Below are 24,614 nucleotides of genomic sequence, written 5' to 3'. Positions count from 1 at the left end.
TATTATAGGCGCTGAATTAAATTCAACGCCTATAATAATTTTGTAATAAAAATTTGAAATGGAGGATTATATGAAATCATCTAATTATAATATATTTTATGCTGATAACCAGTTGTTGTTTAATTCATTTTCACAATGCTTATTACAAATACCATCTTCAATATATGAAATATTAAAAAATGAAAATTTTGATGAATTAGATGTCGATACATTAAATTTATTCAAAAATAAAAAGATTATAACTGAGAGTTATGAATATGAAAGACATCAACTAGAATGCGAATTGAATAATGCAATTCATTCTCATAAAAATGTAAATATAGTTATCTCGTTTACGTCAGCTTGTAATTTGAATTGTTGGTATTGCATTGAAAACGCTTGTAAAAATATAGATAATAATAAATTTTTAAATGAAGAAAATTGGCAGAAAATAAAAGAAGCAATCGTCAATGACATCATTAATGATGAAACAAGAAATGTTGACGTAGTATTATATGGCGGTGAACCGATGCTTAACAAGCCAATGGTTTTAAATGTCATAAATGATTTAAGAGATATTAAAAACGAAAATCTGAAAATGCGCTTAACTTTAATATCGAATGGTACATTGATGGATGGTGCAGATGAAATATTGAAAAAAGTAGATAATGTACAAATTACAATAGACGCAACAAAAGAAAATCATAATTATAATAGACCTTATAAAAACGGTAATGGTACATTTGATGACATATATAATTCATTGTTGAAATATGCGTTCTTATATTCTGACAAATTTATATTGAGAGTGAATGTGACCATAGAAGATTATGAAAAAGTAATTAATTTCATGTCTAAACTTAAAAATGATGGATTGAATAATGTCTTAAAATTTATATCATTTTGCCCAATCATGGATAATAAATGTAAGGAGTGTAGAGATGTAAGTATTGATGCTGAAGAATGCATATATAAATTAGAGTTGTTTGCTAAGCAGAATGGTTTTGAAACATCTCATCTACATGAATATGGATTGTGTGCTGCCTATAATGATTCAACATTATGTGTTGATGAAAATTTAAACTTGTACCCATGTATAGGATTTATATATGATCAAGCGATTGGCTGTATTGAAAATGGGAAAATAATCAAGAATAAAGTTAATATAAAAATGTCCTGCAATATTGATGATAAATGCAAATTTTTTCCTTTGTGTTTAGGTGAAGGCCCTTGTAGAAAGTTATGCTGTAAAGAATATTATGAAAAATTCTATCCTAAATATTTAATGCTAGAGCATAATATTCAATTGTAAGAAGGTACGATTATGATTGAATATGCTGGCAGAACATATACAGAAAATGATAGTATTAAATTTTATAGATTGTCTGAGGAAAAAATATATTTAAAGCTGCAAAACAATTTGTATGAATTCACTGGTAAAATGATTGAGTTATCACGCAAACTTTTAGACAATGAAGTATATCATATAAGTAACGAATATGATGTTATAATGAAATTGTTGCTAGAAAAGAATTTGATATCAGAACGGCACTTTTTAAAATATGAGTTAAATGATTATAGCTATTTGATGGAATATAAAGGCTATAAGTATATTGTAAATTTGTCCCAAGGTGAAATTTATCAACTTACTTCCTCAATATATAATATTTTGCTGAATGGTTGTGTCTCAAGATTGAATAAAAATGATTTATTTGAATTAAGAATACGAGATATTATTACACCTATGCAAGAAAGTAATGTTAAGGATATTAATGTTAATACATATAATAAACGTGTTTATTTAATAAATTCATTTAGATGTAATATGAATTGCATCTATTGCTTTGAACATAATAAAACGTTTGACATTATGCCGAATGATATTAAACATCAAACTATTGAATATATAAAAAAATTAAGTGAGCAAAATTTCATTACTTTGGTTTTCTATGGAGGAGAACCATTGTTAGAAGAAAATTATGCATTTATTGAAGATTTCTTAAAACTGCATTTAAACAATGTTGAGTATGAATTTATAACGAATGGCTTAGGAATCGATAATTATTTCTCATTACTTAGCAAATACAGACATCAAATATCTTGTTTTACTATTACGTTAGATGGACCTAAAAAAATCCATGATAAGCGTAGAATATTTAGAAATGGCAGCTTCGAATTAATTATAAATAATGTCAAGATGTTGGTTGAAAATGAGTTTTATGTAAAACTCAGAGTTAATTTAGATTATGATAATATTGCATATCTATCAGAATTGTGTGAGGAAATAGAAAATAAATTAAAAAATTATACTAAATTTTTTAAACTGGAATTACATTTAGTAAGCTGCAAGGATAACAGTGAATTTAAGCAAATAAGACTAATAGATTTATTGCAGTCGCTGTTAAAGCTAAAAGAATATAGCTTTAAGATAACTATTGCTGATCAATTCTTAAGGCGAATACGTAATTCTTTTGATGTATATGTTTCAAACTTTATGCAAACAGATTTTTGTAATTACTATGATAATATTGTCATCAATAATAATGGAGACATTTATCACTGCAATGAGGCAATGGGGACTAATGAATTTGTAATTGCAAACTTAAAGGATTCAGATGTATATAATAAAGTTAATTTAGTTAAGGAACAAACAAAGAAAATTTGTAATGGCTGTCCTTTTGACATTATATGCAAGGGAAAATGTAAGTTTGAAAACTATACTAAAAATGGGTCAATAGATAAAGTAACCTGTAATAAGGAAGAAATGCTCGAAGTTATTAAGTATCTAATTGACAATGGGGATTATGAAAGACTGCAGGAATAAAGTTGATTTTACAAATTTTAATTAGCGGTCAAAAAAAGATTGTAATGCAGCATGAAAAATTATGAAAATTAAAACAAATATTGTAAAAACGTGTGAAAATAGGCGATAAACATTATGGAAATACAGGAAAATAATGTTATACAAGTCACAAAAATGTGAATAAGGCTTGTAAAATCAAGGGTTGTTATGTATAATGATTACATTATCAATATAAGTTGATAGGAGGGAATTCTTTAATGAAAAAGTTAGTAGCAGTTTGTATGGTTGCGCTAATGGCTTTAGCTGGATGCAGCAATAACGGCAGCGGTAATGGCAATGGTGATGCCAATAACGGTGGCTCTGCAAATGCAGGTAAAGAATTAGTAGTCGCAACATTTGATATGAACGGTGATTTCCACCAATCTGCAGGTTTTGGAAACAGTTCATATGACAAGAACGTTCGTGATTTAATTCATGGATATTCACCGGTTGCTTTCACATCTGAAGGCGAATGGATCGTTGATGAAACAGTTATTAAAGAACTTGTTAAATCTGAAGATGCTGATGGCAACACAGTTTATACATGGACTTTAAATGATGGGTTAAAATGGAATGACGGCGAACCAGTAACCGCTGATGATTATGTATTTGCTTATTTAGTTGGTGGTTCTCCACAATTAGTAGCTGCAGGTGCATCTGAAACATTAGGTGAAAACTTCGTTGATTATGAAGCTTATCACACTGGTGAAACAGATGTTTTAGGCGGTGTTAAAAAAGTTGATGATCAAACTTTCTCAGTAACCGTATCTAAAGATCGTTTACCTTATTTCTGGGAACTGAGCTTCATGCGTGTATATCCATATCCAATGCACACATTAGCACCAGATGCTACCATTGAATCAACTGATGAAGGTTCTAAATTAGTGGGTGATCTGGCTGAAGCAGTTAACAAATTTGGCAGCGACTATCGTTTCGCTCCAACAGTAAGCTGCGGACCTTACAGCTTTATCTCATTTGAAAACAAACAAGTTAAACTTGTTAAAAATGATAACTTTGCAGGTACATGGGATAAGAAAACTCCATCTATCGAAACAATCATCGTAAAGACAGTTAATGCTACATTAGATGTTGATATGCTGGTTAATGGTGAAGTAGACATCGTTCAAGGTGTTGTAGAAGGCGACAAGATCGAAAAAGCAAAAGCTGCTGAAAATGTTCAGGAATCTACTTATGCTCGTAACGGTTTTGGTAACGTTCCTATGCACACAGACTTCGGCGCTACTAAAGAAAAAGAAGTACGTCACGCTATCGCCTACATTCTGGATAAAGATGATTTGATCAACAATATCCTTGGCGGTTACGGTACAACTGTTAACTCTGACTATGCTACTGCATACTGGACTTATCAAGTTAAGAAAGCTGAATTGGATTCTAAGCTGATCAACTACGCTTTCTCAATCGATAAAGCAAATGCTGAATTAGACAATTCTTCTTATAAATTTGAAGCAGACGGTGTTACTCCGTTTGATGTAACTAAAGCTGGTGAAGGTTATTACCGTCATAACGCTGCTGGTGAAGAATTAGTAATCACTCACTTAGGTACTAATGATAACCCAGTAACTGATACAATCGAACTGCAGCTGAAACAAAATGCACCTAAGGTTGGTATCCATTTCAATATCGAAAGAACTGACTTCGCTGGTCTGTTAGATGCTTACTATTATGGCGCAACTAAACCAGAGGGTGAAAGAAAGTATAATACTTTCAACATGGCTTCAAACTTCGATGATGCACCAGACCCTTACTATTCTTCATATGCATGCGATTTTGCTGGAACACCATCAAATGCTACTAATACATGTGATCCTGAACTTGATGAAATCATTCAACGTTTAAGACATACGCCTTCTGAAGATACTGAAACGTTTGCGGATATCTGGGTTGAATATCAGGTTAAGTGGAACGATATTATGCCGATGGTTCCAATTTATGCAAACCAATACTATGATTTTGCTGATGCTGATCTGAATGGCTTTAATACTACTCCATTTGCTTCTTGGGCACAAATTATTTGTGACATGAGCTGGAAATAGTCTTAAAAAATAAAAGTTAAGTTTATGCAGAGAAGATAGTAGAGAAATTTACTATCTTCTTTGTTGCTGTTATTGCTTGAAAGGAGGAGCAACATGATAAAGTACTCAATCAAGAGAATTTTCTCGCTGATTCCAGTAATATTTGCGATATCCATTGTATTGTTCGGATTGAACAAATTAATGCCTGGTGATCCAGTTGCGATGATGATTCCAACAAATACGCGTCCTGATCAATACGAACTCGTATATGCTGCGATTGAAGAAAATTTGGGGCTGGACAAACCAGTGCCTGTGCAATATGTTAACTGGGTGAGGAATATCGCTCAAGGTGAACTTGGTTACTCTACTACATATAACAAGCCAGTTAAAGATGTTTTAGCTGAGCCATTGAAGAATACAATTATTTTAAATGGTTTTGTTTTGTTATTTTCACTGACAATCTCTATTTTTGCCGGAATTTGGTCAGCGATTAAACGAGGGAAATTTGTCGATCAATTTTGGCAGGTATTCTCATTGATCGGTATGAGTATGCCGTCATTCTTTATTGGTTTATGTTTAATTTCAATTTTCGCATTTAAATTAAAATGGGTGCCGTCAAATGGTATGCCAACCGATCTTGGCGATTTAGGTGCTTGGGCACGTTATTTAGTATTGCCGGTCGCAACCTTAACAATCATGAGTTTGGCCGGAACGATTCGTTATGTGCGCAACGCTATGCTTGACGCTTTGAGTCAGGATTATATTCGTACAGCGCGTTCGAAAGGTTTGAGCGAAAAGGTAGTCATCTATTCGCATGCTTTTCGTAATGCCTTGATTCCTATCATTACGGTAGTTATCGCTCAAATAGGTACATTATTCTCAGGTTCAATGGTAGCGGAACAGATCTTCTCATGGAATGGTCTTGGCCGTGTCCTTGTAACGGCGCTGAATCGTCGTGATTCAATGACGGTTATCGCTTTGAATATGTTCTATGCAATTATTTATTTAGTGTCGAATTTTGTCTGCGACTTAGCTTACGCGCTTGTAGACCCACGTATCAAACTTGATTAAGGAGAGCAAAATATGGATAAAAAGAAAAATATATTTTCAAGAATGCTGAGCTCTTTCACGTCAATGTTTGCTGGTTTATTCTCACCTAAAGCAAGAAAAAGCATGAATGGGTTAAGCGTGTTGGAGGAAGAAGCGATTACTTCGCCAACTAAAGTTGTTTGGAAGAATTTTATTAATGATAAATTAGCACGTATTGGATTGATTGGATTTGTTGCAATCCTGTGTTTCTCTTTCATCGGATCAATTATGTTCCCGATGGATGCTTTAAATACTGAGGCGGTCATTAAGAACGTTCAGCCTGGTAAGGGTTATTTGAGCGTAAGTGATCAGCTTGTCAAGGAAGGGGTTAAGGATATTCGTTCCGGTATCACTTTCTCAATTGGTTTGTCTAACGAAGGTAATTTATACGGATGGGGTATTGATCAGGAAGGAAGCCTGAATATCCCTGATGATGTAAAATCACGTAAAATTGAGAAAATTTCGATTGGTGATAAGCATGTACTGGCACTGTCAGATACTGGAAAGCTTTATGCCTGGGGTTACAACAACTTCAATCAGGGCGAAGTGCCTGTTGAAATGAAGGGTTTATTTGAAATGGAAAAGATTCAGGATATTTTTGCTGGTGAACAATATTCTGCTGTCTTGACCAAAAAGGGAAATTTGTATATCTGGGGCAGTGTCTTATCCAGTAAATTGGATATCATCCCGGAAGAGTACCAAGGCCGTATTGTCGATATGAAGGGTTCAAGCTATAACATGCTGCTGCTTCTTGATGATGGTACAGTAGGTACATTAGGTGTTGCGGGTAATGACTTCTCCGCAGTGCCGGAAGAATTAAAAGATGGTTCAGTAAAGGCAACGCAAATCGCTATTTCATTCCGTAATGGTCTGGTATTAGATGATCAGGGTAAACTGCATGTTTGGGGTTCCCGTGATAAGCATTGTCTGGAAATGCCTGAAATTGATGAAAAGATTGTAGAAATTCAAAGCGGTAAGAACAGCTTCTACGCACTCGGCGAAAGCGGTACGGTTTATACTTGGGGTACAAACGATTTGGGTGAACAGAATGTTCCGTCAAATTTAAAAGCGACAGCGATCTATGGCGATTACTTCCAGGTATATGCGTTGCAGGAAAATGGCAAAGTAGCGACATGGGGTAATGACGGTTATACGTTAGGTACCGATGAACAGGGCCGTGACTTGCTGACGCGTTTAATCCACGGCGGTAAGGTAACCTTAATCGTAGGTTTCATCGCCTGCTTGATTCAGGGTGTTATCGGTATCATCGTCGGCATGGTTTCTGGTTTTAAAGGCGGCTGGGTTGATAACCTGATGATGCGTCTGACAGAAATTATTTCTTCAATTCCATTTATGCCATTGGTTATCACATTATCTGCATTCTTATCTACGGATATGACCAGTGATCAGAAAATGTATTTGATTATGTTTATTCTTGGATGTATTTCATGGCCGGGCCTGGCACGTTTGATTCGTGGTCAGATCCTGATTGAACGTGAAAAAGATTTCGTACTGGCTGCCCGTGCTCTTGGTATTAAAGAAGCCGGCATCATGGTACGTCACATCCTGCCAAACGTTTTAAATATTTGTATTGTTAATATTACATTGAGCTATGCTTCTAATATGCTGACTGAATCTGCATTGTCCTTCTTGGGATTCGGTGTTCAGCCGCCTATGCCTTCTTGGGGTAATATGCTGACGAATGCACAGAAGATGACGGTTATCGAGCTCTACTGGTGGCAGTGGATCTTACCGGCTCTTTGTATCTTTATCGCTGCTTTCTCTATCAACCTGATAGGTGATGGCTTGCGTGCTGCCCTTGATCCAAAGGCTAATGAAAAGTAGGTGTAAATCATGAGTTTATTAGAAATTAAAGATCTACATACGTATTTTGATACCAAGCGCGGATTGATCAAGGCCGTTAATGGTGTTTCATTAACCATCGAAGAAGGACGTACATTAGGTGTAGTTGGTGAGTCAGGTTCTGGTAAGAGTCAGACTGCCATGAGTATTTTGAAGTTATTTGAACAAAATCAGAAGATTTATTCTGGTGAAATTTATTTTGACGGCAAGAAGATTTCTGATCTGAATGCACAGCAGATGAGTCATATCCGCGGAAATGATATTTCAATCATTTTCCAGGAACCAATGACTTCATTAAATCCGATTTTTACGGTAAACCGTCAGATCAGTGAGGTTTTGATGCTGCATCAGAAGCTCAGCAAAAAAGAAGCTGAGAAGCGCAGTATTGAAATGCTTCAGCAGGTTAAAATTGCAAATCCAGTACAGGTAAACAAAAGCTATCCATTCCAATTATCTGGTGGTATGCGTCAGCGTGTAATGATCGCAATGGCACTTGCCTGCCGGCCAAAGCTGCTGATTGCCGATGAACCGACAACGGCGCTGGATGTTACGATTCAGGCACAGATTCTGCGTTTGATGAATGATCTGAAGCATGAGCTGGGTACATCAATCATGTTCATTACTCATGATTTAGGTGTTATCAACCAGATGGCTGATGATGTTGCGGTTATGTATTGCGGACAGGTTGTTGAGTCTGCACCGGTTGAAAATATTTTCCGTGGTTCTGAATATCTGCATCCTTATACTGAGGGACTGCTGACTTCAATTCCTCGTCTTAACTCTGAACGTACAGAGCGTCTGGATGCAATTCCAGGCTCCGTTCCGCATCCATTGGCACTGCCTGAAGGCTGTAAATTTGCACCGCGCTGTAAGTATGCGTGTGACAAATGCCGTAAGGAAGAACCTGAATTGGTAAAGGTAGGAGAAAATCACAGCATTCGCTGCTTCTATCCGGTAAAGAGGGGGGAAAAATAATGGCTAAAGAAAAACTAATTGAAGTAACTAATCTTAAACAATATTTTCCCGTTAAAAAGTCTTCTTGGTTTCAAAAGGAACAGCTGTATGTAAAGGCTAATGATGGTATTTCAATTCATATCAATAAGGGTGAAACCTATGGTTTAGTTGGTGAGTCAGGCTGCGGTAAATCAACGCTTGGCCGTGTCATCCTTCAGCTTTATCCGCAGACACAAGGAAATACGGTTTATTATGGCCGTACAATATATGAATATCAGCCGCAGTATGTGGAAAGAGTGCTTAAAAATCTTGATAAAGAGATTGGTAAGTACAAGAAGGCTGTGGAGAAGGCTAAGACTGATACAAATTCAGTAAATAACTTCCCAGCGGATGATGCGGATCGTTTGTTCCATCAAATTGCCCGTTTAACCGGCGGTTTGTTCTATGCCTCTGATTTAAAAGCAGCAGGTGACGCATTGCTGGAAGAATATCATGCCGGCTGTGAAGTTGCTAAGCTCGCAGAGACATTGGATGTGAATAATACAGCCAGCCGCACTGCTTATGAAGCTGCTGAAAAGAAGCAGGCTGACTGCCGTGCTAAGCTGGATAAGCTGAAGGAAGCATGCAAGTCTCATGAGGGCTTTGATAAAGCTGAATCATTATGGGATCAGGGCATTGACCTTGGTATGCTTACCCGTGAAGAAGGCCGTGTACTCCGTCAGGATCTGCAGATTATTTTCCAAGATCCATATTCATCATTGAATCCTCGTATGACGGTAGGACAAATTATTTCTGAAGCATTGGTTGCTCATAAGAAATTTAAAAAAGGTTCTCAGGAACTTGAAGATTACATTATTGACATCATGGAAAAATGTGGTTTGGATAAATATTTTATTCACCGCTATCCTCACCAGTTCTCAGGCGGTCAGAGACAGCGTATCGGTATTGCCCGTGCGCTTGCTTTGAATCCTAAGTTCATTGTCTGTGATGAGGCTGTATCAGCGCTTGACGTTTCGATTCAGTCACAGGTAATTAATCTGCTGCAAGACTTAAAAGAAAAAGAAGATTTGACTTATTTATTTATTTCCCACGATTTAAGTGTTGTTAAATACATTTCTGATCGTATCGGTGTAATGTATCTGGGTAATATGGTTGAAAGCGCGCCATCAGAACGCATTTTCAAAAATCCTAAGCACCCATATACAATCGCTTTGCTGGAAGCAATTCCTACTACGGAACCAGACAGCAAGGAACTGGCTATACTTGAAGGGGATATTCCAAGTCCTGTCAACCCTCCGACGGGCTGTAAATTCCATACAAGATGTAAGCATGCAATGGATATCTGTAAGGCTGAGTGCCCAAGATGGCGTGAAGTTGAACCAGAACATTGGGTAGCTTGTCATCTTCTGGATAATAATGAATAATGAGTAAAAATTTTAAGGAATATAAAAAACAGCTTGGGGATAGGGATGAAGAATTAAAAGACAAGTTTAAAGATGTGGAATTTGATAAGCATGATGGTATTGCAATGTTTATTGCTGCTTTCGTTACGTTTGTCCCCGTTATCCTTGTTATTCTTGGCGGTATCTATTTCATTGTCTGGCTGTTATTTCTTAGATAGTTGATGAGTCACTGGCTATTGTCAGTGGCTTTTTTTCTTGCCTAAAAGTAATAACTTGATAAAATCGGTAAATATGCATATTTTCTTTAAATTATATATAAAAATAACTAAGTTATTGGCTGCTGCCAATGACTTTTTTTCTTAACGAAATCTTAATGCCGGTGCTTTTAACCCTAACACCATCCTAATTCTTTAAATGTTATTGTATTCATGCAGGAGGAAATAAAGATGAATTTAATCATACTAGGGATTGGGCTATGTGCCCTGCTCATGCTTATTTACTATATTGTTTTATTGATGAGGGGTGATAACAATGATTGAGATGTTAATGCAATATCTGCCATATTTACTTATTTTGCTAGTATTAGCTGTGCCATTAGGCGGATACATCAGCCGTGTTATGGATGGCGAACATGTATTTCTTTCAAGATTTCTAAAGCCATGCGAGAGATTAATTTATAAGCTTTTAAGAATTGATGAAACACAGACAATGGATTGGAAACAATACTTGATCAGTGTCATACTCTTCTCTCTATTTGGTTTTGTATTATTGTTTCTATTACTGATGCTTCAGGGTGTATTGCTTGGCAATCCAGAAGGATTTTCAGGTTTGCCGTGGGACCTGTCGTTTAATACGGCGGCCAGCTTTGTAACCAACACAAACTGGCAGGCATACAGCGGTGAGTCACAGTTGAGTTATCTGTCACAGGCATTGGGACTGACCGTTCAAAACTTTGTGTCAGCCGGTACTGGACTTGCGGTACTATATGCGCTGATTCGTGGTTTCTTAAAGACGAACGCGAATTCGTTAGGTAATTTCTGGATTGATCTGACACGGAGTATTCTCTATATTTTAATGCCGCTGAGTCTTGTGCTTTCGTTACTGCTAGTATCACAGGGAGTAATTCAAAACTTAAAGCCGGGGGCGGCTGTATCGTTGGTTGAACCTGTTGCTGTCAGCGAAGATGGAACAATTCTGACGGATATTGAAATTGTAAACGGTGAGGTATTTGCTAAGGGTCAGAAAGTTGATGCTCAAATAGTTACTGAGCAATTTGTTCCAATGGGTCCGGCAGCTAGTCAGATTGCAATTAAACAGCTAGGTACAAATGGCGGCGGTTATATGGGAACTAATTCTGCGCATCCCCTTGAAAACCCAACTTATTTAAGCAATTTAGCTGAGGTAATTGCTATTTTGCTGATTCCCGCGGCACTGTGCTTCTCCTTTGGTCAAAGCATTAAGGATAAGCGGCAGGGACGAGCGATATTTATTGCTATGCTGAGTATGCTGTTAGTGGCATGGGCTGTTATTGCGGTAAATGAACAAGCTGCTACGCCGCAGCTTGCACAGAACGGTATTGTGGATATCAGCAGCATTAATCAGGCAGGCGGTAATATGGAAGGTAAAGAATCGCGGTTTGGTATTGCTGGTTCATCAACGTGGGCAGCTTTCACAACGGCGGCTTCTAATGGTTCTGTCAACTCGATGCATGACAGCTATACGCCTTTGGGCGGTATGATGACGATGCTTCAGATGCAGCTGGGCGAAGTTATATTCGGCGGTGTCGGCTGTGGGTTGTACGGCATGCTGGCATTTGCAATTCTGGCCGTGTTTATCGCAGGTTTAATGGTTGGCCGTACACCTGAATATCTGGGGAAGAAGATAGAACCCTACGAAATGAAATGGGCGGTGCTGGCTTGTCTGGCAACACCGATTAGTATTCTGGTTGGCAGCGGCATCGCAGCTGGTTTACCTTCAATCATGGATAGTTTAACAAACGGCGGTGCTCATGGCTTCTCTGAATTGCTGTATGCATATTCTTCAGCCGGCGGCAATAACGGTTCAGCCTTTGCTGGCTTTGCGGCCAATACCGTATTCCTTAATGTTTCTTTAGGATTAGTCATGCTGTTTGCAAGATTTTTACCAATCATCAGTATTTTGGCGATTGCCGGCAGCCTGGCTAAGAAAAAGAAGATTGCGGTTACGGCTGGTACATTATCAACATGCAGCCCGCTGTTTGTATTCTTGCTGGTCTTTGTCGTATTGCTGGTTGGCGCGTTAAGCTTCTTCCCAGCGCTGGCTTTGGGACCTATCGCTGAGTATTTTCAGATGATTGTTTAGGAGGGATGAATATGAGTCATAAACAAACAGTTTTTGCGGATCGCAAAATGGTACTGCGTGCCATAAAGGATTCTTTTATAAAATTAGATCCCAGAATTCAAGTCAAAAATCCAGTCATGCTTTTAGTCTATGTATCAGCAATTTTGACTACGCTTCTTTCCATTTTAGCAATCTTTGATATAAAAGATAGTTCAGGTGGTTATACATTAGCAATCGCTATTATTCTCTGGTTCACCGTATTGTTTGCCAACTTTGCGGAAGCAATTGCTCAGGGAAGGGGAAAGGCACAGGCAGATGCGCTTCGGGCAGCTAAAAAAGATGTAATTGCCCATAAGATCCCTTCTTTAGATCAGCGTGATATGATTTGTGATGTCGCGTCAACAGCATTGAAAAAGAAAGATTTATACATCGTCAAGGCAGGCGAACAGGTTCCTGCTGACGGTGAAGTTATAGAGGGTGCAGCTTCTGTTGATGAATCAGCTATTACTGGTGAATCAGCACCAGTAATTAGAGAAGCCGGCGGTGACCGCAGTGCTGTTACCGGCGGAACTACTGTAATATCAGATTGGCTGATCGTAGAAGTAAGCAATGAGGCCGGTGAAAGCTTTCTTGATAAGATGATTGCAATGGTAGAGGGAGCGTCACGTAAAAAAACACCGAATGAAATTGCTTTGCAGATCTTTTTAATCGCGCTTTCAATCATCTTCATTTTAGTTACTCTGTCTTTGTATATGTATGCCAATTTCTCGGCGAAACTGGCAGGTATTGTTAATCCGACATCCGTAACGACATTGGTGGCACTGCTTGTCTGCTTAGCGCCAACAACGATAGGTGCCCTGCTTTCTGCCATCGGTATTGCCGGTATGAGCAGGCTGAATCAGGCTAATGTATTGGCAATGAGCGGCCGTGCTATTGAAGCGGCAGGCGATGTCGATATTCTGATGCTGGATAAAACCGGAACGATAACATTTGGCAATCGCCAGGCAAGTGAATTCATCCCTTTGCAGGGTGTATCCGCTGATGATTTAGCTGATGCGGCACAGCTTTCCTCACTGGCTGATGAAACGCCGGAGGGAAGAAGCATCGTGGTTCTTGCTAAGGAACAATTTAATCTGCGTGGTCGCAGTCTCAGCGATCAAGGCATGACCTTTATTCCGTTTACCGCTAAAACAAGAATGAGCGGTGTAGATATTAAAGGCGAAGAAATTCGCAAGGGGGCGGCTGAAACCATTAAGGCATATGTTCAAGAAAATGGCGGCATCTATCCAAAGGAATGTGATGAGATTGTAACCCGCATAGCGAATATGGGCGGTACACCGCTGGTTGTTTCTAAAAAATATCAAGTCTTAGGTGTCATTTATTTAAAGGATATCATCAAGCATGGTGTTTCGGAAAAGTTTGCTGATTTGCGGAAAATGGGTATAAAAACGATTATGATTACCGGTGATAATCCTTTAACTGCCGCTGCGATTGCGGCTGAAGCAGGCGTTGATGATTTTCTTGCTGAAGCAACACCGGAAGGTAAACTTGCTATGATTCGTGATTTTCAGCGTCAGGGTCATCTGGTAGCAATGACTGGAGATGGTACCAATGACGCGCCGGCTCTGGCACAGGCTGATGTTGCAGTGGCTATGAATTCTGGCACACAGGCGGCTAAAGAAGCTGGCAACATGGTTGATTTAGACTCTTCACCGACAAAATTGATTGATATAGTGCGAATCGGCAAGCAGCTGCTGATGACCCGCGGCAGTCTGACAACTTTCAGCATCGCTAATGATGTCGCTAAATACTTTGCGATTATTCCGGCAATGTTTCTTACCATCTATCCAGAACTTTCGGCATTAAATATCATGCATCTGCATAATTCACAAAGTGCTGTCTTATCAGCAATTATCTATAACGCGCTGATTATTGTGGCATTAATTCCCTTGGCATTAAAGGGAGTACGTTACCGTGAGGTCTCAGCCGGCAGTCTGTTAAGCAGGAATCTGTTGATTTATGGTCTTGGCGGCATTATTACACCGTTTATTTTCGTTAAACTGATTGATATGCTTCTGGTATTTTTCCATCTTGTTTAGAAAGGGGTAAGCTTATGATACAAACAATTAAAGCCCAGCTAGGTAAAGCGGCTGGCTTAGTATTAATTTTTACATTGATCTGCGGTGTGATTTATACACTGGCAGTCACAGGAATTTCACAGCTTTTGTTTCCCATTCAGGCCAATGGCAGCATGATTGAGGTTGACGGCAAAGTATACGGCAGTGAACTGCTTGGCCAGCAATATACGGATGAAGCACATATGTGGGGAAGAATCATGAATATTGAAGCAGCGACCTTCACAAACGATGAAGGAGAAATGATGATGTATGCATGGGCAGGTAATATCAGTCCAGCCAGTGATGAATATGAGGCATTAATTGCTCAGCGAGTTGAAGCAATTCAGGCCGCGCATCCGCAAATGAAAGATCAGCCGATTCCGGTTGATTTAGTTACCATGTCTGGAAGCGGCTTAGATCCGCATATTTCAGTGGCAGCCGCTCAATATCAAGCCGCCCGCTTAGCTGAAAATAATAATATGACACTGACGGAAATTGACGCCATCATTGAGGCATGCACCGAAGATAAATTCTTAGGCTTCTTTGGCGAAGGATGCGTGAACGTATTGAAAGTAAATTTAATGCTGGATGGAATATTGGAGTAAATTATGCACAAGAAAAACATCGCCCTAGAATTTGAAATAGACTTGCCTGCCTATGATTGTACTGATGGCGCACAGGAGGAATTGATAGCCCTGTTACTGACAATATCATCAGAATTATCGATGAATCCAACAATTTACACAAATGAGAATAATCTTTGGATTTATTATGGTCATTCATATTTCCAATGTGAGATTTTACTGAATGATTTACTCTATTCGATAGCTTATATTTCACATAAATATCCCATTTCTATCTATGGCTGTGCCAATGGTATCGAAACAGCTCAAATCATACTAGAAGTAGGAAATGATAAAGTAAAGGTCCAAAAGCTGAATGTTTCCGGACAGGATTTCAGTGAACTATATGATTTATGTCTGCGGATCAGCTGTCCAGATCAGGAGCAGTTAAAAATGCTGAGTGATATCCTGCAGGGCATTGATTATCGTCATGATTTTCTGCTCATCAAAAGGAATGCGTTTACCAATCAAAGCTTTACACATTATCCTGACTTAGATAAGAATACGTATTTTCGCTATCTGCCGCTTAGACCCATTGATGAATTAGATCTGGATCGTTTCAGTTATACGCTGAAGCAGCAGGTCGATTTATGGCTGCTGCTGTTAATAGATGGGGTAAGTGCAGTGGAGTTTAGTGTCTTGATGAATAAGCTTGAAATGGGCTGTCTTAATTCTTTCTTCACATGGGAGCTATCACTTCGTTTTGCTCTTCAGCAAGCCAATATAAAAATAACTTATGATGATAATGGCTTTATCATGCAGGATAGAAATGGTAAACGAATACTGTATGACTATGTTCATGGGTCACCGGCTCAACAGCTGCTGCTGAAAATTATCTTTCCAGCCCCGCCGCTTCATCGCTGATCTTTATACAATCTTAATACCGGCGGCTTTATTCCTTATGATTTATTAATTTCACTTATGATATAATATGAAGCATATAGAGGTGAGCTGATGATCAGAAAAGAAACGCCAGATGAGCTGTTAGAACGTCTTAAATATGAAGAATCGATCAACAGCCGCGGCCGGTTGAAAATCTTTTTTGGCTATGCGGCGGGGGTTGGCAAAACTTATGCGATGCTGTCAGCGGCTCATGATCTGAAAAAACAGGGTATTGATGTCGTGATTGGTTATATTGAACCGCATACCCGTGAAAAGACCATGGCATTGTGTGAAGGTTTGGAAAAGATAGCGACTAAAACAGTTAATTATCATAATATAAAATTAAACGAATTTGATCTTGATCAGGCTTTAGTACGACATCCGCAGGTTTTGCTGGTTGATGAATTGGCACATACCAATGCCCATGGCAGCCGTCATGAAAAACGTTATCAGGATATTGAAGAATTGCTGAAGGCGGGAATTAATGTATTTACCACCGTTAATGTTCAGCATCTTGAAAGCTTAAATGATATTATCGCTTCGATTACCGGTGTTGTTGTTCATGAGCGGATTCCTGATCGGATTTTTGATCAGGCGGATCAGGTAGAGCTTGTGGATATTGAGCCGGAGGAACTGACACGCCGTCTTAATGAGGGATTGATTTACCGCAAGCAGCAGGCAGATCAGGCTATTACAGGCTTTTTTAATTCAGCCAATCTGACTTCTCTGCGTGAAATTGCTTTGCGCAGAGCGGCGGATCGAGTAAATAAGCTGGCAGAACAGGTAAATCATGCAGGTATAGGATATGCTGATGAGCATATCCTTGTGTGTTTATCTCCCTCACCATCAAATCCAAAGATCATCCGCACAGGCTCGCGCATGGCATCAGCATTTAAAGGAAAGCTGACGGCTTTATTTGTGGAAACCTCGGAATTTCCATCGATGACGAAGGAAAATCGGGAACGTTTGCGCGATAATATCCACTTAGCAAGTCAGCTGGGGGCAAATATTGAGACGGCTTTTGGTGATGATGTAGCGTTTCAAATCGCTGAATTTGCCCGCAATAATAAGGTCAGTAAGATTGTTCTTGGCCGCAGTAATACACGTACGAGATTTGGTTTAATCCGCCGCCCGTTCTCTGAACAGCTGACGGCTTATGCTCCCAATCTTGATATCTATATTATTCCGGATAAAGATACGCCGGTATTAAAGCGTAAGCTGACATATGCGGGCAGCTGTGAATTAAATATTAAGAATTTGGGCTTTGCGGCAGCCGCGTTGCTGCTGTCGACCTTGATTAGTTTTATTTTTTATGAGATGGGTTTCAGTGAAGCAAATATTATTACAATCTATATTTTAGGTGTATTAATAACTTCGGTGGTTACTGCTAATCAATTAATCAGCGCTTTGTCTTCAATTTTAAGTGTTGTTATTTTTAATTTCTTTTTTACTATCCCGCGCTATACACTGGCAGCTTATGATTCTGGTTATCCGGTTACCTTTATCATCATGTTTATTGCAGCTGTAATAACCGGTGATTTAGCAATCCGTATTCGTAAGCAGGCGCGGCAATCAGCGAATACAGCTTTTCAGACAAAGATTTTGCTGGAAACCAGTCAGCTGCTGCAGAATGCAAAGAGTGCGGAGGATATTATCGCATGTACCTCAAATCAACTGATAAAACTGCTTGAAGTGCCGGTAATCTTTTATCCGTCTGACGATGGCCATGGCTTAAAGGAGCCAAGTATCTTTGCTTTAGAACCAATGCCGGCAGCCAACATTGTTTCGGATAATGAGAAGGCAGTTGCGGAATGGGTTTATGAAAACAATAAACGTGCCGGTAAGACAACGAATACATTAGGCAACGCCCAATGTCTTTATCTGGCTGTCCGCAGTGATTCCCAAGTACAGGGGGTTGTAGGATTGGCTTTAAAGGAGGCGCTGGACACGTTTGCCAGTAATCTTGTATTATCAATTCTCAGTGAATGCGCGCTTGCCTTGGAAAAGGATATGTATAATTATAAGCGTGAGGAGGCTGCTGTAAAGGCCCGCAATGAAAAATTAAGAGCTGATCTGCTGCGAAGCATTTCTCATGATTTCAGGACACCGCTGACCAGTATTTCCGGCAATGCCAGTATGCTGATGAATAACTGCGACCGCTTAGAGGCTGCCAAACGAAATCAGCTGCTGATGGATATCTATGATGATTCAATGTGGCTGATTAATCTGACCGAGAATCTGCTTTCAGTAACTCGGATTGAAGATGGTACAGCGCATTTAAATATGCAGGCAGAAGTTGTTGATGAGGTGATTTTGGAAGCCATGAAGCATATTAATCGTCATGCTTCTGAACATCAGCTTAAGGTAATTGAAAGTGATGAAGTTTTATTGGCCAAGATGGACAGTCATTTAATTATGCAGGTTTTAATCAATCTGATCGACAACGCGATTAAATATACGCCTTCAGGTTCTGAAATCATTATAAGCAGTAATAAAAAAGGTGATATGATTGAAATTAAGGTAGCGGATAATGGCAATGGAATTCAAGATAAGGATAAAGCTCAGCTGTTTGATATGTTTTATACGGTTAAGAAATCGGTTGCTGACAGCCGGCGCGGTATGGGGATTGGGTTATCCTTATGCCGTACCATTGTACAGGCGCATGGCGGCAGCATTATGGTAGCTGATAATGTTGGGCATGGTACAATATTTACGATTCTGCTGCCAAGTGAGGAGGTAGATTTACATGAATAAACCCTTTCTGCTTGTGGTTGAGGATGACTCTGCCATCCGTAATTTAATTGCGGCAACCTTGGAAACACAAGGTTATCATTTTCATGTGAGCACTACTGGCAGTGAAGCAATCAGCGAAGCGGTTACGCATAATCCTGATGTTGTCCTGCTTGATCTCGGACTGCCGGATATTGATGGTATTGAAATTATAAAGAAGCTGCGTTCCTGGTCACTGATGCCGATTATTGTAATAAGTGCCCGGGTTGAAGACCGGGATAAGATTGAGGCACTGGATGCCGGGGCTGACGATTATCTGACTAAACCCTTTTCCGTGGAAGAACTGCTGGCTCGCTTACGGGTGGCGCTGCGCCGTATTCATTATATGCAAAGCAGCAATGCCGCCGCGTCCGTCTTCGTTAATGGCGGCTTGAAAATTGACTATGCGGGCGGCTGTGTTTATCTTAATGATCAGGAACTGCATGTCACACCTATTGAATATAAATTATTGTGTCTGCTGGCAAAGAATGTCGGCAAGGTACTGACACATACAACTATCACCCGTGAAATCTGGGGCAGCGCATGGGATAATGATGTGGCTTCACTGCGTGTTTTTATGGCTGGGCTGCGCAAAAAAATCGAACCTGATCCGTCTCATCCGCGATATATTCAAACTCATGTCGGGATTGGTTATCGTTTACTTAGAATTGATGAAAAAAATGAATGATTTTTAGGTATTTAATGCTTTTCTGCATATATATTAACTAAGGGAATGGGTGAATGATATGCAGAAGGACAATGAAGCTATTGTGAAGCAATTGGCGATGATTTATAAGAAGCTGAAACGCCAGTATTATGATATAGATAATTTGATGGTTTCGGAGTGTGATAATCGTGAGCTGGCAGAGGCTTTTGAATATATCGAAACGATTGACGTGATTCTTGCCAGCCTGCCTGATGATGAGGCGCTGATCCTGCGTAATGATTATTTCAGCAGCCGTCAGGCTAAATGGTATATGAATTATTTCACAAAGAGCACTTATTACCGTATCCGATCAAGAGCTATTGATGAATTTGTGCGTTGCGTAACCGCTTAAATAATGATAAAATAAAGTTTAGATAAGAACGGTTATTTATAGTCAACTGAACGACGTTTAGACGTTGTGCTTATCATGAAGAGATCTTGAGGAGGACGAAAAAAGTATGTTAAAAGGTATTGCTGCATCTGCTGGCGTTGCTATTGCGAAAGTTTATAAGCTTGAACAGCCTAAGGTTGAAATTGTCAAGGTTGACAATATCGATGCTGCTAATGAAATTGCCAAGTTTAATGAGGCTTTAGAGGCAACTAAGAAAGATATCGAAGGAATCAAAGAAAGAGCTGCTGGAAAATTATCCGAAGAAGAGCTGGCAGTATTTGACGCCCATTTAATGATGGCTTCAGATCCTGATTTTGCGTCACAAATCGTTGCGATGATTGAAAATGATAAGGTAAATGCTGAATTCGCAGCAGATACAGTTGCGAAGAATACAATTGCGATGTTTGAAGCGATGGATAATGATTATTTCCGTGAAAGAGCGGCTGATATTAAGGATGTTACGCATCGTTTAACAGCTCATTTATTGGGTTTGATCATTCCTGATCTGTCTGCGGTTGATGAAGATTCTGTTATCGTAGCACATGATTTAACACCTTCTGATACAGCTCAGCTGAATGAACACGCTAAAGGTTTTGCGACTGCAATCGGCGGCAGAACGTCTCATTCCGCTATCATGGCAAGAAGCCTTGAAATTCCTGCCGTTGTTGGCTGTGCCGGTGTGCTTGAAGCAGCTAATCATGGTGATTTAGTAATTTTGGATGCGGTTGCTGGTGAAGTGTTCCTGAATCCAGATGCTGAAACTGTTGCTTTATATGAACAGAAAGCAAAAGATTTTGCTGAAGAAAGAGAAGCATTAAAAGTATTAAAGACTGCAAAATCAGTGACTGTTGATGGTCATGAGGTTGAATTGGCAGGTAATATCGGTACACCAAAGGATGTTGAAGGTGTATTGAATAATGGCGGTGAAGGCGTAGGTCTGTACCGTACTGAATTCTTATACATGAATTCAGATCATTTCCCAACTGAAGATGAACAATTTGAAGCTTATAAAGAAGTATTAGAGGGAATGAACGGCAAGAAGGTTGTTGTTCGTACATTGGATATCGGCGGTGATAAGAAGCTGCCTTACTTTACATTCCCTGAAGAAATGAATCCATTCTTGGGTTATCGCGCGATTCGTCTGTGTCTGGATCGTACTGATATTTTCCGTACTCAATTAAGAGCGCTGATCAGAGCATCTGTATATGGCAAGCTTTGCATCATGTTCCCAATGATTGCGACAATCAATGAATTCCGTCAGGCTAAAGCAATCTTCCTTGAAGAAAAAGAAAATCTGATTAAGGAAGGTGTTAAAGTTGCGGATAATATTGAAGTAGGTATGATGGTTGAAATTCCGGCTTCGGCTATTTTGGCTGATAACTTTGCGAAGGAAGCTGATTTCTTCTCAATCGGAACAAATGACTTAGTACAATACTCAATGGCTGCTGACCGTATGAGTGAGAAAGTTTCTTACTTGTATCAGCCGCTGAATCCATCTCTGTTACGTTTAATCAAACTGACAATTGATGGTGCTCACAGCAATGGCCGCTGGGCTGGTATGTGCGGTGAAATGGCCGGTGATCCATATGCAGTGCCTGTACTGCTTGGTTTAGGCTTAGATGAATTCTCAATGAGTGCTACATCAATCCTGCCTGCACGTAAGATCGTTAACTCTTTAAGCAAGAAAGAAATGGAAGAGCTGGCTGCTAAGGCGCTGACTCTGGATACAGCTGAAGAAGTAACTGAACTGGTAAAGGCTGCATTAAATAAATAAACATATTAAAAAGATGTACATATTAACTTGTACATCTTTTTTTGACATTTATCTCAAAAAAAATACGAAAATTCTGATTTTTCTTGAGATAAAAATCAGATTGATTAAAATAACAAAACCACTGACGCTTCTTAATAGTGTCAGTGGTTCCTTATAAATGTGTTTTATTTAAGCTGCGTCAGGGTGTTTAGCAAGCCAGTTCACCGCATAGGAACAGGACGCTTTTACATGCTTCTTCTGTTTTTTTATTTCATTGACTGCCGCTTGTACAAGTTGGGAAGCGATGCCCTGTCCGCGCAGACTGTCATCGACAAAGGTATGATTAATGGTCATACTGTTTTCATCGCTGTCGATAAAGGTAATTTCCGCGAGCAGTTTGCCGTCTGCTTCATAATAAATGCGATTCTTTTCAGTTGTAAAGTTCATAGTTTATATCTCCTTTAGATAATGACCGGTGATTGATTCCGGATTTTCACTGATTTCAAGAGGTGTTCCTTGAGCGATGACTTTACCGCCATGAATGCCGCCCAAAGGTCCCAGATCGATGATGTAATCGGCTTGCCGGATCAGCTGAAGATTATGTTCTACCACAATAACCGTGTTTCCCTGATCAACCAGACGCTGAAGCAGCTTCAGAAAATTATCAATGTCGAGGGGATGCAGACCCGTCGTTGGTTCATCAATCAGATAAAGATTTCCCTGCTTCTGACTCTGATTTAATTCATTGGCAAGCTTTAGCCGCTGTGCTTCACCGGCAGATAATGTCGTGCAAGACTGCGCCAGTTCAAGATAACCTAAGCCGCTGTCGATAAGCAGTGTTAATATTTTCATCAGCTTCGGAAATTCTTGGAAGACTATCGCGGCTTCCATTATTGATAAATGCAGAATTTCATGAATATTGTAGCCCTTAAATTTTATTTTTAATACATCATCACTGAATTGTCTGCCATGACAGATCGGGCATGTGACTTCTATATCATTGAAAAATAAGAGATTGCTGGTGACCGTACCCAATCCCTGACAATGCTCACAGCGGCCGCCGGGAGCATTAAATGAGAAATGCCGAGGTGTCAGACCAGCCGCATATCCCTGTTTGGCATAGATCTTTCTGATTTCGGTAAAAAGAGTGCTATATGTCGCTACATTAGAGCGTTTCATGCGGTTCAGCGGTGTCTGCTCAATGGCGATAATCTTTTTAAATTGTTGAAGATTCAAGATTGCATCACACGCCTGCTGCTTTGCCAGTACCTCAAATATTAGCGTTGATTTACCTGATCCGGATACCCCGGTGACTGCGCATAACACATTGATCGGCAGCTTAATATCGAGGTGCTTCAAGTTGTTGCGCGTTGCATTGATGATTTCAATCCAGCCCTGAGGCTGACGGTTTTTTCCTTGGCAGGTCCGCTGCTTTTTAAAATACTGACCCGTGATGGAGGAAGCCTGTTTCTGCAGTTCTTCAAAACTGCCCTGAGCGACGATTTCACCGCCAAAACGGCCGGCCCCTGGACCCATGTCGATAATCTGATCAGCAGCCTTCATCACATCAGGATCATGCTCGATGACAAGTACCGTATTACCCATCGCCTTGAGCTTGTTCATCAATTGAATAATACCTTCTGTATCCTTGGCATGCAGACCGGTTGTCGGTTCATCGAGAATATAGAGGACGCCGCTTAATTCAGAATCTAAAGCCGCGGCCAGTCTGATTCGCTGCAGCTCACCGCCGGAGAGTGTCATCGTCTGCCGGTCAAGTGTCAGATAGGAAAGACCGGCATTAATCAGCCGCTGCAGCTTGGTTTTTAAATCAAGCAGATAAACTTCAACCAATACCAGCTGTTCTTGACTGCACTGCTTTTCAAGGCAATCAATCCATTGCCAGAGCGCTTCTAAGGAATATTGCACAAGTTCTGGCAGCCGGGTATGCATGATACTTGCTTCACGGCTGAGCATATTAAGCCGTTCGCCATGGCATTCACGGCATTCACCCTCAATGAAATAAGGCGCCAGCTGTTTGCTTAAACTGCCTTTTTCACTTAACCGCCGCCACAGGATGGGCCGCACACCTTCAAACAGACCTTCAGAAACCGTTTTAGGCGCTTTAATGTGCGGATAGGCAATTCGTATCCATGGGTTATCAGTTCCATCAAGCAGCAGCGATTTCTGAGCCTCTGAGAAGTCTTTAACCGGCAAATCATGAACAGCAGGCAAGCCATAAACCTTTAAAGCCTTTTCATATAAATCAATCTGATACTCTTTGTAGCGGGCTTCCCAATAAGCAACCGCACCTGCCTTTAAACTTAATGTCTCATCAATAAGCTTTGACTCATTAAGCATCAGCTCCTGACCAAGTCCCTGACAAGCCGTACAGGCACCTTCTCTTGTATTATAAGAAAAATGGGACCGGGTTAATTTTTCAATCCTTGCATGACAATGCGGACAATGAATGTAAACCTTAAACGAATCCTCTTGTTTTTCAGTTTCTTCCTTAATCATCGATTGATCAAACAGCTCATGACAGATTGGACAGCGGCGGGCAGACAGCTTTTCATAAAGCATCCGCAGATCAGTATAAATATTACTCATCGTACCTAATGAAGAACGCGGATTATTCACACTATGACCGGCAGTAATCAAAATAGCCGGCGAACCGCCCGATAAGCTGTCCAGCTTAGGCTTTTGAATGCCCTGCATGCCCATCGCTTCAAGATAACGCCGCTGACATTCCTGAAATAAAGTATCAATGGCCAAGGTGGACTTCCCGCAGCCGGATACGCCTGTTAAAACAACTAACTGCTGTTTAGGAATGGTGGCATCAATATTCTTCAGATTTCCTGTACGCGCACCTTTAATGATAATGGCTGACATAT

General features: G+C 39.8%; 18 protein-coding genes. 16 read left to right on the top strand and 2 right to left on the bottom strand.

Annotated features, from left to right (window positions below):
• Positions 1 to 70 precede the first annotated feature (70 nt).
• The 16 genes from DAHG_RS20565 (at position 71) to ptsP (ending at position 21,744) form a co-directional block, all read left to right on the top strand.
• Positions 71 to 1,291, top strand: coding sequence for a radical SAM protein (locus DAHG_RS20565; RefSeq protein ID WP_022938142.1), 1,221 nt, complete (start codon positions 71 to 73; stop codon positions 1,289 to 1,291).
• A 12-nt stretch (positions 1,292 to 1,303) separates the two neighbouring features.
• Positions 1,304 to 2,803: a radical SAM/SPASM domain-containing protein gene (locus DAHG_RS09645; protein WP_022938141.1), complete on the top strand. Its 1,500-nt coding sequence runs from the start codon at positions 1,304 to 1,306 to the stop codon at positions 2,801 to 2,803.
• A 236-nt stretch (positions 2,804 to 3,039) separates the two neighbouring features.
• The gene (locus DAHG_RS09640) at positions 3,040 to 4,875 is read left to right on the top strand and encodes an ABC transporter substrate-binding protein (RefSeq protein WP_022938140.1); all 1,836 of its coding nucleotides are present in this window, start codon (positions 3,040 to 3,042) and stop codon (positions 4,873 to 4,875) included.
• A gap of 93 nt (positions 4,876 to 4,968) precedes the next feature.
• Complete coding sequence (locus DAHG_RS09635) at positions 4,969 to 5,925, top strand: ABC transporter permease (protein ID WP_022938139.1); 957 nt, start codon at positions 4,969 to 4,971, stop codon at positions 5,923 to 5,925.
• Positions 5,926 to 5,937: 12 nt separating this feature from the next.
• On the top strand, positions 5,938 to 7,788 hold the full coding sequence (locus DAHG_RS09630) for an ABC transporter permease subunit (RefSeq protein WP_022938138.1): 1,851 nt from the start codon (positions 5,938 to 5,940) through the stop codon (positions 7,786 to 7,788).
• Positions 7,789 to 7,797: 9 nt separating this feature from the next.
• The gene (locus DAHG_RS09625; RefSeq protein ID WP_022938137.1) at positions 7,798 to 8,781 is read left to right on the top strand and encodes an ABC transporter ATP-binding protein; all 984 of its coding nucleotides are present in this window, start codon (positions 7,798 to 7,800) and stop codon (positions 8,779 to 8,781) included.
• Positions 8,781 to 10,184: an ABC transporter ATP-binding protein gene (locus DAHG_RS22050; protein WP_022938136.1), complete on the top strand. Its 1,404-nt coding sequence runs from the start codon at positions 8,781 to 8,783 to the stop codon at positions 10,182 to 10,184. Before DAHG_RS09625 ends, DAHG_RS22050 begins: the two co-directional genes overlap by 1 nt.
• On the top strand, positions 10,184 to 10,381 hold the full coding sequence (locus tag DAHG_RS09615) for a hypothetical protein (RefSeq protein ID WP_022938135.1): 198 nt from the start codon (positions 10,184 to 10,186) through the stop codon (positions 10,379 to 10,381). Before DAHG_RS22050 ends, DAHG_RS09615 begins: the two co-directional genes overlap by 1 nt.
• 313 nt (positions 10,382 to 10,694) lie before the next feature.
• Positions 10,695 to 12,503 carry a potassium-transporting ATPase subunit KdpA gene (kdpA, locus tag DAHG_RS09605; protein WP_022938133.1) on the top strand — a complete coding sequence of 603 codons (1,809 nt, stop codon included), beginning with the start codon at positions 10,695 to 10,697 and terminating at the stop codon, positions 12,501 to 12,503.
• 5 nt (positions 12,504 to 12,508) lie between these two features.
• Positions 12,509 to 14,581 (top strand): potassium-transporting ATPase subunit KdpB, encoded by a 2,073-nt coding sequence (kdpB, locus tag DAHG_RS09600; RefSeq protein WP_205408115.1) that lies wholly within the window; start codon positions 12,509 to 12,511, stop codon positions 14,579 to 14,581.
• A gap of 14 nt (positions 14,582 to 14,595) precedes the next feature.
• A complete protein-coding gene (gene kdpC / locus DAHG_RS09595) occupies positions 14,596 to 15,204 on the top strand; it encodes a K(+)-transporting ATPase subunit C (RefSeq protein ID WP_022938131.1) in 609 nt (202 codons plus the stop codon).
• Between the two features lie 3 nt (positions 15,205 to 15,207).
• Positions 15,208 to 16,086: a hypothetical protein gene (locus tag DAHG_RS09590; RefSeq protein ID WP_022938130.1), complete on the top strand. Its 879-nt coding sequence runs from the start codon at positions 15,208 to 15,210 to the stop codon at positions 16,084 to 16,086.
• Positions 16,087 to 16,176: 90 nt separating this feature from the next.
• Positions 16,177 to 18,858, top strand: a complete 2,682-nt coding sequence (locus DAHG_RS09585; protein WP_022938129.1) for a sensor histidine kinase — start codon at positions 16,177 to 16,179, stop codon at positions 18,856 to 18,858.
• Complete coding sequence (locus tag DAHG_RS09580; RefSeq protein ID WP_022938128.1) at positions 18,851 to 19,561, top strand: response regulator; 711 nt, start codon at positions 18,851 to 18,853, stop codon at positions 19,559 to 19,561. Before DAHG_RS09585 ends, DAHG_RS09580 begins: the two co-directional genes overlap by 8 nt.
• Before the next feature lie 58 nt (positions 19,562 to 19,619).
• Positions 19,620 to 19,931: an MG284/MPN403 family protein gene (locus DAHG_RS09575; protein WP_022938127.1), complete on the top strand. Its 312-nt coding sequence runs from the start codon at positions 19,620 to 19,622 to the stop codon at positions 19,929 to 19,931.
• A 106-nt stretch (positions 19,932 to 20,037) separates the two neighbouring features.
• Entirely contained in the window at positions 20,038 to 21,744 is a 1,707-nt protein-coding gene (ptsP, locus tag DAHG_RS09570) for a phosphoenolpyruvate--protein phosphotransferase (RefSeq protein WP_022938126.1), read from the top strand.
• Positions 21,745 to 21,912: 168 nt separating this feature from the next.
• Here the strand turns inward: ptsP and DAHG_RS09565 are convergent, their stop codons facing one another.
• Together DAHG_RS09565 and DAHG_RS09560 are read right to left on the bottom strand one after the other, a co-directional pair.
• Positions 21,913 to 22,170: a GNAT family N-acetyltransferase gene (locus DAHG_RS09565; protein WP_022938125.1), complete on the bottom strand. Its 258-nt coding sequence runs from the start codon at positions 22,168 to 22,170 to the stop codon at positions 21,913 to 21,915.
• A gap of 3 nt (positions 22,171 to 22,173) precedes the next feature.
• Entirely contained in the window at positions 22,174 to 24,612 is a 2,439-nt protein-coding gene (locus DAHG_RS09560) for an ATP-binding cassette domain-containing protein (RefSeq protein WP_022938124.1), read from the bottom strand.
• Positions 24,613 to 24,614 lie beyond the last annotated feature (2 nt).

Source organism: Dielma fastidiosa (genome assembly GCF_000313565.1).
GTDB classification, from domain to species: Bacteria; Bacillota_I; Bacilli_A; order Erysipelotrichales; family Erysipelotrichaceae; genus Dielma; species Dielma fastidiosa.
The sequence above is the reverse complement of the archived record's forward strand: the minus strand, read 5'-3'. Positions and strand labels throughout refer to the sequence as shown.